The organism is Blastococcus sp. CCUG 61487, assembly GCF_005222955.1.
Lineage (GTDB): Bacteria > Actinomycetota > Actinomycetes > Mycobacteriales > Geodermatophilaceae > Blastococcus.
This window is the reverse complement of the sequence record NZ_LWUA01000243.1, coordinates 84,795-93,080: the sequence shown is the minus strand read 5'-3', so window position 1 is coordinate 93,080 and position 8,286 is coordinate 84,795. Positions and strand designations below refer to the sequence as shown.

Sequence of the window (8,286 nt, the reverse complement as noted above, 5' to 3'; positions counted from 1 at the left end):
CGGAGGTCGAGGGCGAAGGCGGCCGCCGACCCGCGGTGCTGCGGATCGGCCGCGAGCCCCCGGCCGATGACCTCGAGCAACGCCGGCGGCGCGTCCGGCGCGAGCTCGGCCAGGTCGGGCAGGGACCCGTGCGCGGCGACGGCGAGGGTCTCGGCCGGGTCGGCGGCGTTCCACGGCGGGATGCCGGTGAGCGCGTGGAAGGCGGCGGCGGCCACGCCGAAGACGTCCGACGCGGGCCCGGGCACCTCCCCGCGGGCGACCGTCGGATCGACGTAGGCCGGGGTCACCTCGGCGGCCGCCGCCTCGCCCAGCACCCGCCCCACGCCGAGGTCGGTCAGGACCGGCCGCCCCTCGGCGGTGAAGACGACGTTGCCCGGCGCGAGGTCGCCGTGGACGATGCCGTGCGCGTGCGCGTGGGCCAGAGCCGCGGCGATCGGGGCGCAGACCGTCACGACCTCCCCGGGCGTGAGCCGGCCGCGGACGCCGAGCAGCGCGGCCAGGCTGCCGCCCTCGAGCAGCTCGAGGACGAGCGCGACCCGCGGTGCCCCGCCGCCTCGTCGCGGCTGGTGGACGACCTCGACCAGCCGGACGAGGTGGGGGTGGTCGAGCTCGCCGAGCAGCGCCGCCTCCCGCGCCTGCCGCCCCGGATCGCCCTCCACCAGCACCTTGACCGCCACCGCCGCGCCGCCGCGCCGCGGCACCGCCCGCCACACCTCGCCCGTGCTGCCGCGGCCCAGCAGCTCCTGGAGCGTGTAGCCGGGGACGACGGGCGGCGCGGATTCCGGTTCGGCTGCGGACATGACGGGGACCGTAGGCCGAACCGCGGGTGCGGCGGGTCCGTCGTCCACAGGCTCCGCGACGGCGGGCTGGCTACCGTGGGCCGGTGACGCAGCCGACGCGGGCCGAGGTCGTGGTGGTGGGGGCGGGCCTGGCCGGGCTGGCGGCCGCGACGCGGCTGGCAGCGGCCGGGCGCGACGTCCTCGTGCTGGAGGGCAGCGACCACGTCGGTGGGCGGCTGAGCACCGATCGGATCGACGGGTTCGTCGTCGACCGGGGGTTCCAGGTACTCAACACCGGCTACCCGCGGGTGGCCGACCTCGACCTAGCCGATCTCGACCTCGGCTACTTCCGCACCGGCGCGCGCATCCCCGGTGAGGGAACCACCCACCGCGTCGTCGACCCGCGCAGCCGCCCCACCACGCTGCCCGCCACGGTCACCGCACCGATCGGCACCCTGCGCGAGAAGGCCGCGCTCGCCGCGTTCTCGGTGCGCGCCGGCTACCTGCCGGTGCGGCGGTTGCTCGCGGCCCCCGAACGCACCGCCGAGGAGGCCCTCCGCAGCGCCGGCGCCGGCGGGGAGTCACTCGACCGCTTCCTCCGGCCGTTCCTGGCCGGGGTCCTGCTCGAGGACGGGCTCGAGACCTCCAGCCGCTACCTGGACCTGCTGTGGCGCAGCTTCGTCCGGGGCCGCATCGGCCTGCCCGCCCGCGGGATGCAGGCGGTGGGCGAGCAGCTCGCGGCGCGCCTCCCGGTGCACGCGCTGCAGCTAGGTCGGCGGGTCACCGGCGTCACGCCGGGCGAGGTCCGCACCGGGTCGGGCTCCGTCCGCGCGGACGCCGTCGTCGTCGCCACCGATCCGGCGACCGCGGCGGAGCTGCTGCCCGGCCTCCCCGCGTCGGCGCCGCGTCAGGTCACCACCCACCTGCACGTGCTGCCCACCTCGCCGTGGGACGAGCCGCTGCTGGTGCTCGGCCGCCCCGGTGGGCCGCTGGTCAACACGGTCGTGCTCACCGACGCCCAGCCCCGCTACAGCCCGGACGACCGGGCGCTGGTGGCCAGCTCGACCCTGGCGCCGACTCGGGAGGCCGACGGCCGGGAGGAGATCGCCCGGGCGCACGGCGTCGCGACCACCGACCTGGCGCACCTGACCAGCATCACCGTCACGGGCGCCCAACCGGCCGCCGTGCCACCGCTGGAGCTGCGCCGCCCCGTGGACCTCGGCGACGGGCTGTTCGTGTGCGGCGACCACCGCGACACCCCGTCCATCCAGGGCGCTCTCGCCAGCGGCGCCCGTGCCGCGCGGGCGGTGCTGCGCCAGTTGCGGGCCTAGGCTGGCTGCGTGACCGAGCTGACGGTGATCCGAGCGGGCCTCGTCCCCTACGAGCGGGCCTGGGAGATGCAGCGCGAGCTGCACGAGCGACGGGTGGCCGGCACGGGGCCGGACACGCTCCTGCTCCTGGAGCACCCGTCGGTCTACACCGCCGGCAAGCGCACCGAGCCCCACGAGCGGCCGGTCGACGGCACCCCGGTGGTCGACGTCGACCGCGGCGGCAAGATCACCTGGCACGGACCGGGGCAGCTCGTCGGCTATCCGATCGTGGCCCTGCCCGACCCCGTCGACGTCGTCGCCTACGTCCGCCGCCTGGAGGGCGCGCTCATCGACGTCTGCGCCGGCTTCGGCGTGACCGCGGGCCGGGTCGAGGGCCGCAGCGGCGTCTGGCTGCCCGCCGACCCGGCGACCGGGCGTCCCGAGCGGAAGGTCGCGGCCATCGGCATCCGGGTCGCCCGCGGGGTCACCATGCACGGCTTCGCGCTCAACTGCGATCCCGACCTGGGGGCGTTCGGCGCCATCGTCCCCTGCGGCATCCCGGACGCCGGCGTGACGTCGCTGTCCGCCGAGCTCGGCCGGGACGTCTCCGTCGCCGACGCGCTGGACCCGGTCGTGGACGCGATGCGCGCCGTCCTCACCACGGCCGTTCCGGCCTGACGGCCCCGGCGGTCAGCCGAGGACGAAGTTCACCAGCCGTCCCGGGACGGCGACGACGCGACGCACCGTCGCCCCGTCCAGGTAGCCGGCGATCTTCTCGTCGGCGCGGGCCGCCTCCTCCAGGGCCGCGGCGTCGGCGTCGGCCGGCACGCTGACCTGGGCGCGGACCTTCCCGTTGACCTGGACGGCGACCTGCACCATGTCGTCGACCAGCCAGCGCGCCTCGGCCACGGGGAACCGCGCCCAGGCCACCGACTCGTCGTGGCCCAGCCGCGCCCACAGCTCCTCGCCCAGGTGCGGGGCCAGGGGCGCGACCATCAGCACCAGCGGCTCGACGACCGACCGCGGCACCGGTGACGAGGACCCGTAGGCCTGCGTCAGGTGGTTGGTCAGCTCGGTGATCCGGGCGACGGCGATGTTGAACCGCAGCGTCGAGTAGCCGTCGCGGACGCCGTCGATCGTCTTGTGCAGCGCGCGCAGCGTCTCCTCGCCCGCCTCGAGGTCGTCGGCCGCGCGGACGGCCCCGGACACCTCGTCGACGACGACCCGCCAGATGCGCTGCAGCAGCCGCTGCGAGCCGACCACGGCCTTGGTCTCCCACGGCCGCGACTGCTCCAGCGGGCCGGTCGACATCTCGTACACGCGGAACGTGTCCGCCCCGTACTGGCCGATCATCTCGTCGGGCGTGACCATGTTCTTCAGGCTCTTGCCGATCTTCCCGTACTCGCGGTTGACCGGCTTGCCCTCGTGGAAGAACTGACCGTCCTGCTCGACGACCTCGGCGGCGGGCACGTAGAAGCCGCGCTCGTCGGTGTAGGCGTAGGCCGAGATGTACCCCTGGTTCACCAGCCGCCGGAACGGCTCCTCGCTGGACACGTGGCCCAGGTCGTGCAGCACCTTGTGCCAGAAGCGGGCGTACAGCAGGTGCAGCACGGCGTGCTCGACGCCGCCGACGTACAGGTCGACGCCGCCGACGTCACCGGGCTCCCGCGGGCCCATCCAGTAGCGCTCCAGCTCGGGGTCGACCATCTGGCTGTCGTCGCCCGGGTCCAGGTAGCGCAGGTAGTACCAGCAGGAGCCGGCCCAGTTGGGCATCGTGTTGGTCTCGCGGCGGTACTTCTTCGGGCCGTCGCCCAGGTCCAGCTCGACCGTCGTCCAGTCCGTGGCCCGCGACAGCGGCGGCTCCGGCGAGGAGTCGGCGTCGTCGTCGGCGAAGGTCTTCGGCGAGTAGTCGTCGACCTCCGGCAGCAGCACCGGCAGCGCCGACTCGGGGACGGCGATCGGGTTGTCGTCCTCGTCGTAGACGATCGGGAACGGCTCGCCCCAGTAGCGCTGCCGGCTGAACAGCCAGTCGCGCAGCTTGTAGGTGGTGGTCGCCTCGCCGGCGCCCCGGGCGACCAGCCAGTCGGTGATCCGCGCGATGGCGGTCTGCCTGTCCAGGCCGTCCAGCGAGACCTCGGCGTTGGTGGAGTTGATCATCCGCCCGGGCCCGGTGTAGGCGCCGCTGTCGTCGTCGAAACCCTCGGGCCGCTCCACGGTGGGGACGACGTCCAGGCCGAACGTCCTCGCGAACTCCCAGTCGCGCTGGTCCTCACCCGGCACGGCCATGATCGCTCCGGTGCCGTAGCCGGTCAGCACGTAGTCGGCGATGAACACCGGCAGCTCCCGACCGTTGACCGGGTTGACGGCGCTGACGCCCAGCCACACGCCGGTCTTCTCCCGGCCGGCGTCCTGGCGGTCCAGCTCCGAGCGGCGGGAGGCCTGCCGCTGGTACTCGCGCACGGCATCGGCCGGCGTGGCCGCGCCGCCGGTCCACCACGGGTCGGTGCCGTCGGGCCAGGCCTCCGCGGTCAGCGCGGCGACCAGCGGGTGCTCCGGCGCGAGCACCATGTAGGTGGCCCCGAACAGCGTGTCGGGCCGGGTGGTGAAGACCTCGACGCTCTCGTCCCCGACGGGGAACCGGATCTTGGCGCCCGTCGAGCGGCCGATCCAGTTGCGCTGCATCAGCTTCAGCGAGTCCGACCAGTCCAGCCGGTCCAGATCGGCCAGCAGCCGGTCGGCGTAGGCGGTGATCCGCATCATCCACTGCTTGAGCGGGCGCCGGAACACCGGGAAGTTGCCGCGCTCCGACCGGCCGTCGGCGGTGACCTCCTCGTTGGACAGCACGGTGCCCAGGCCGGGGCACCAGTTGACCGGCGCCTCGTGGAGGTAGGCCAGCCGGTGCGCGTCCACGACGCGTCGCTTCTCGACGTCGTCCAGCTCCGCCCACGGCCGGCCGGAGGGGTTGGTGCCCTCCCCCGGCTGCCGCGTGCCGGCGTCCAGCTCGGCGACCAGCTCGGCGATCGGGCGGGCCTTGCCGGCCTCCTCGTCGAACCACGACCCGAAGATCTGCAGGAAGATCCACTGCGTCCACTTGTAGTAGCCGGGGTCGATCGTGGCGAAGGTCCGGCGCTGGTCGTGGTCGACGCCCAGCCGGCGCAGCTGCGCGCTGATCGCGGCGATGTTGGCCTCGGTGGTGACCCGCGGGTGCTGCCCGGTCTGGACGGCATACTGCTCGGCGGGCAGACCGAAGGCGTCGTAGCCCATCGGGTGCAGCACGTTGTCGCCGTCCATGCGGCGGAACCGGCTGGTGACGTCCGTGCCCAGGTAACCGAGCGGGTGCCCGACGTGCAGGCCCGCACCCGAGGGGTACGGGAACATGTCCATCACGAAGAACTTCGGCCGCTCGGCGACCCGCTCGAAGCCCTCGCTCAGCCGCCCGGTCGGGTTGGGCGTGTGGAAGGTGCCCTCGGACTCCCAGCGGTCCTGCCAGCGGAGCTCGAGCTCCTGGGCCAGCGCCGGCGTGTAGCGGTGCGGCGGGATCTCCCCACCGGTCGCCGTCTCGGCTGTCGGCTGGTCTGCGGTCTTGCTCATCGCTGGTGCTCCCGGGAGTGAACGGAGGTGCTCGTCCGACGGCAGACAGAAAGAAACCCCTCGCGCAGGAGGGGTCGCCGTGCTGTCGGACGGGTCAGGTCAGCACGGCCGGCGAAGCAGGAGCCGCCTGGTCACGCCAGCAGACTACTCCGGCGCCCCGGAGCCCGGCCGGAGCGCGGCACCATCGGGGCCCTCACCCGTCGGAGGGGTGACCCGCCGGGGGTGTGTGCAGCCGGGCCGTGGCGAGGCCGATGACCGGCTCGTGGTCGGAGACGTCGTGACGGAGCAGCGCCGGCACCCGCGCTCGCGCGGGCTGCTGGTGCTGATGCTGGGCTGCGTCGCGGCGTTCGCCACCGGCATCGGCCCGCGTCCGGCGGGCGCGGTGTGGGACGGCGTCTACGACCTGGTGCTCTACAACGTCGCCTACCTGCCGGCCGTCGCGCTGTGCTGGCTGGCAGCCGACCGCGTCCCGCGGGACCGGCTGGCCTGGCGCTCGCTGTCCGCGGCGCTGCTGGTCAGCACCGTCGGGAACGCGCTGCGCACCTACCAGGCCGGCTCGGACGCCACCGGCACCGTCAGCCCCGTCGTCGACGCGATCGCCCTGGTCGGCTACCTGCTGCTCTACGTCACCGTCGTCTCGATGATCCGCGTCCGCGTGCCGCGCTTCCACCCCAGCATGTGGCTCGACGGCGTCATCGGTGCCCTGGGCGCCGGCGCCGTGGGCGTCGCGTTCCTCATCGGGCCGTATCTCGACCCCGCCCCCGGGCGCCAAGCCGTGCCCCTGATGCAGCTGGGCATGCCGGCGACCGACGTGCTGCTCATCGCGATGCTGTTCGCGGTCGGCTCGATCCTGGGCCTGCGGCTGGACCGCACGATGGGCCTGCTCGTCCCCGCCCTGGCGCTGATGACAGTCGGCGACCTCCTGCTGTTCTCCCGGACCGTCCGCGGCACCTACGTCGACGGCGGCCCGCTGGAGCTCACCTGGCTGGCCAGCGTCGCGCTGGTGGCCGTGGCCGCTTACCTCGCCCGCCCGGCTCCGCCCCCGGTGACCGAGGCCGGCATCCGGCTGAGCTGGCGGCTGATCGCGGTGCCCCTGGTCTGCCAGCTGGCGAGCCTCGTGGTGCTGATGGTCGGCTGGGGTGACCAGCTGCCGATCGGCGCCGCCTGGCTGGCCACCGGCTGCACGCTGGCCGCGATCGTCCGCACCTTCACCACCTTCGGCGAGCTCCGGGCCTTCAACGAGGTCCGCGAGCAGGCCCGCACCGACGAGCTGACCGGCCTGCCCAACCGCCGGGTCCTGCTGGAGAAGGCCGACCAGGTCCTCGCCGAGGCCACCGCTGCCCGGCCGGCCGCCCTGCTGCTGCTCGACCTCGACGGCTTCAAGGAGGTCAACGACAGCCTCGGTCACACCGCCGGCGACGAGCTGCTCCGCCAGATCGGTCCCCGCCTCCAGCCGGCGCTGCGCCCCGGCGAGGTCCTCGCGCGCCTCGGCGGCGACGAGTTCGCCGTCCTGCTGCCCGACATCTCGCTGGACCAGGCCCACGACCGCGCCGAACGACTGCGCGCACTCGTCCTGCGTCCCTTCCCGGTCGAGGACATCCGCCTGCACGTCGGCGTCAGCATCGGCGTCGCCACCGCGCCCGTCCCGGCCACCACCGTCCAGGAGCTCCTGCGCTGCGCCGACATCGCCATGTACGCCGCCAAGGGCGCCGGCGAGGGCGTGCACGTCTACGCCCCGGACCCCCACGGTGGCAGCGGCGACCGGCTGCGCACCATGGAGGACCTCCGCACCGCCCTCGACGGCGACGAGCTGCTCGTCCACCTCCAGCCGCAGGTCTCCTTCACCGACGGCGACGTCGTCGGTGTCGAGGCGCTGGTCCGCTGGCAGCACCCCGTCCGCGGCCTGCTCTCCCCCGCCGAGCTCCTGCCGGCCGCCGAGCAGGCCGGCCTGCTCCGCCCGCTCACCGACAAGGTCCTCGACCTCGCCCTCACCGCCGCCGCCGGGTGGTGGCTCCAGCACCCCGTCCCGGTCTCGGTCAACCTGTCGGCCGCCAACGTCAACGACGTCGACCTCCCGGCCAAGGTGCGGACGGCGCTGGAGCGGCACGGGCTGCCGGCCGAGGCGCTGACGCTCGAGCTCGTCGAGGACACCCTCATGGCCGACCCCGAGCGCGGTCGGCAGGTGCTCGGTGAGCTGCGCCGCCTCGGCGTGCGCACCTCCATCGACGACTACGGCACCGGCTACAGCTCCCTGGCCTACCTGCGCCACCTGCCGGCCGACGAACTGAAGCTCGACCGCACCCTGACCCGCGACGTCGCCGGGGACGACAAGGCCGCCGCGATCGTCGAGTACACGGCCCTGCTCGCGCACCGGCTGGGTGTGCGGGTGGTGGCCGAGGGGATCGAGGACGCCGAGACGCACACCGCGCTGGCGCGGCTCGGCTGCGACATCGCCCAGGGCTACGCCATCGCCCGCCCGATGCCGGTCGCCGACTTCCGGGCGTGGCTGGGACGCCCGTCGCGCCCCCTGGCCGACGCGAGCCGCTCCACGCCGGGCTGACCCGCCGGTGCCTTTCCGCCCGTGCCAGCGCGTCCGCCCCCGCCGA

5 protein-coding genes are annotated in these 8,286 nt (G+C 74.5%); 3 read left to right on the top strand and 2 right to left on the bottom strand.

Going from position 1 to position 8,286, the window contains the following annotated elements; genetic code table 11:
- A partial coding sequence (locus A6V29_RS14420) for a serine/threonine-protein kinase (protein ID WP_137160929.1) occupies positions 1 to 800 on the bottom strand: 800 nt, incomplete at its 3' end.
- A gap of 83 nt (positions 801 to 883) precedes the next feature.
- Between A6V29_RS14420 and A6V29_RS14415 the strand changes: the two genes are divergently transcribed.
- Both A6V29_RS14415 and lipB read left to right on the top strand, forming a co-directional pair.
- Positions 884 to 2,110 carry an FAD-dependent oxidoreductase gene (locus A6V29_RS14415; protein WP_137160928.1) on the top strand — a complete coding sequence of 409 codons (1,227 nt, stop codon included), beginning with the start codon at positions 884 to 886 and terminating at the stop codon, positions 2,108 to 2,110.
- A gap of 9 nt (positions 2,111 to 2,119) precedes the next feature.
- Positions 2,120 to 2,767 (top strand): lipoyl(octanoyl) transferase LipB, encoded by a 648-nt coding sequence (gene lipB, locus A6V29_RS14410; RefSeq protein WP_137160927.1) that lies wholly within the window; start codon positions 2,120 to 2,122, stop codon positions 2,765 to 2,767.
- 12 nt (positions 2,768 to 2,779) lie between these two features.
- Here the strand turns inward: lipB and leuS are convergent, their stop codons facing one another.
- Complete coding sequence (leuS, locus tag A6V29_RS14405) at positions 2,780 to 5,680, bottom strand: leucine--tRNA ligase (protein WP_137160926.1); 2,901 nt, start codon at positions 5,678 to 5,680, stop codon at positions 2,780 to 2,782.
- 277 nt (positions 5,681 to 5,957) lie between these two features.
- On the opposite strand from leuS, the gene A6V29_RS14400 reads away from it, so the two are divergent.
- Positions 5,958 to 8,240 carry a putative bifunctional diguanylate cyclase/phosphodiesterase gene (locus A6V29_RS14400; protein WP_249933239.1) on the top strand — a complete coding sequence of 761 codons (2,283 nt, stop codon included), beginning with the start codon at positions 5,958 to 5,960 and terminating at the stop codon, positions 8,238 to 8,240.
- Positions 8,241 to 8,286 lie beyond the last annotated feature (46 nt).

Coding starts and splice junctions, on each gene's coding strand:
- leuS (WP_137160926.1), bottom strand. CDS start 5,680: ATGAGCAAGACCGCAGACCAGCCGACAGCCGAGACGGCGACCGGTGGG.